This window comes from Methylobacterium sp. WL18, assembly GCF_008040015.1.
GTDB lineage: Bacteria > Pseudomonadota > Alphaproteobacteria > Rhizobiales > Beijerinckiaceae > Methylobacterium > Methylobacterium mesophilicum.
This window is the reverse complement of the sequence record NZ_VRVD01000864.1, coordinates 1-1599: the sequence shown is the minus strand read 5'-3', so window position 1 is coordinate 1599 and position 1599 is coordinate 1. Positions and strand designations below refer to the sequence as shown.

General features: G+C 67.5%; 2 protein-coding genes. Both read right to left on the bottom strand.

All coding sequences use genetic code 11. The annotated features are described in order from the left end of the window. Nucleotides 1–76: 76 nt before the first annotated feature. Nucleotides 77–460, bottom strand: coding sequence for a response regulator (locus tag FV228_RS29130; protein WP_147857644.1), 384 nt, complete (start codon nt 458–460; stop codon nt 77–79). A 95-nt stretch (nt 461–555) separates the two neighbouring features. After that, on the bottom strand, nt 556–1599 hold a 1044-nt coding region (locus FV228_RS29125; RefSeq protein ID WP_246694069.1), incomplete at its 5' end, for a methyl-accepting chemotaxis protein.

Below are 1599 nucleotides of genomic sequence, written 5' to 3'. Positions count from 1 at the left end.
AGGTGCGCGAGCCAGGCGTCCAGCACGCCCGCCCGGTTCTGGAGAAGGATTTGTCCGACGCCGTGCATGAGTTCGGTCATTCCTTGGCGGCCGATGGGGCGAGGGCGGAGACGGCGGCCAGGAGCTCCTGCATGCCGACCGGCTTCATGAGCACGCGGTCGGCGCCGACGCGCGCGGCCTCTTCCATCGAGAAGAGCTGCGGCGCCCGCGGGGCGCCGCCGGTGATCGCGATGATCGGCAGGCCGGGCCTGTTCGCCTTGACCCAGCCGATCAGCGTCAGGCCGTCCCGGCCGGGCATCCACAGGTCGGTGACGAGGAGGTCGAACGGCCGGCCGCTCAGCAGCGTCTCCGCCTCGGCGGCGGAGCCGCATTCCTCGACCCGGTGCTGACCGCGCTCGAGAAACCGCCGGACCGTCATCCTGACGACCGGCACGTCATCCGTCAGGAGGATCGATGCCATCGATCAATCCTCCCGACGTGTCTGCTGGAGTTGCGCATCGGAAGACCTGATTAAAGGACGCATGCGCGTTAGTAATATTCGTATGTCACCAATTCCTAAAACAATTCGATATCGTTCGTGACATGCGCGTTGCTTTTCGGAGGTGAAGAACCTTCCGAGAGCGCGATGTCCGCGAAAGACTTAACGTCGGGCCAAGATTTCGTCAAGGGATTCGATAGATCCAGCGCGTGGAGATGCGTGCGCGCCGCCGCGAAAATACCTTCGAGATGCTGAAGACGCTGCCGCGTGACGTCCTGAAACTGGATCGAGCCGATCAGCCGGACGATCGGCTGCGCGATGCGGGCGCTCTCGTCCTGGACCTTCACCAGCGTGTCGCGCTGATGGGCGACCAGGCGCTCCATGTTCTCGGTCAGGCTGGCGATCGCCGCGGCGATCTTCATCAATTCCCCGCGCTCATCTTCGACCCGGTTCGTCACCAGGGTGGAGAAGTTCTCCCGGATGGATTCGCGTAAGGCGGCGAGGTCCCGGGCGATCCGGGTCGCGGTGTCGGCCGAGGCGTTGGAGAGTTCCTTGACCTCCTTGGCGACCACGGCGAAGCCCGCGCCGGCCTTCTCGGCCCGGGCCGCCTCGATGGTGGCGTTCAGGGCGAGCAGGTTGGTCTGGCGGGCGATGGTCTGCACGCCGTCGGTGGCCCGGGTCAGCTGCGCTGTGGCGACGTCGAGCTCGTCGAGCCGCTGCCGGCATTCCACCACGTCCTGGTCGCGCCGGACCAGGAAGTCGCCGATCAGCTGGCGGTTCGCGGTGAGCTGCTGGTCGGTCTGGTCGACGATCTCGATCACCCGGGCGTTGGAGCCGGACAGGTCGAGGAAGGACAGCAGCTCGGTCATCGCGCCGTCGACCTCGCGCAGGCTGGTCATGATGTCGTAGGCGGCGGCCTCGGTCTCGACGGTGACCGAGGCGGTGTCGGTGGCGGCGCGTTCGAACAGCCGGTCGTAGACCGCGAGATGCTCGGCCAGGGCGGCCTGGATCTCCGCGGGTTCCGGCCCGGCGGGCGCATCCCGCCGACCCTCCGGGGATGGCACCGCCTCCGCCGGCATGGTCTCCGGGGATCCGGGCGTCTCCGGGCCGGCCGGTGGGCG

Coding starts and splice junctions, on each gene's coding strand:
- FV228_RS29130 (WP_147857644.1), bottom strand. CDS start 460: ATGGCATCGATCCTCCTGACGGATGACGTGCCGGTCGTCAGGATGACG.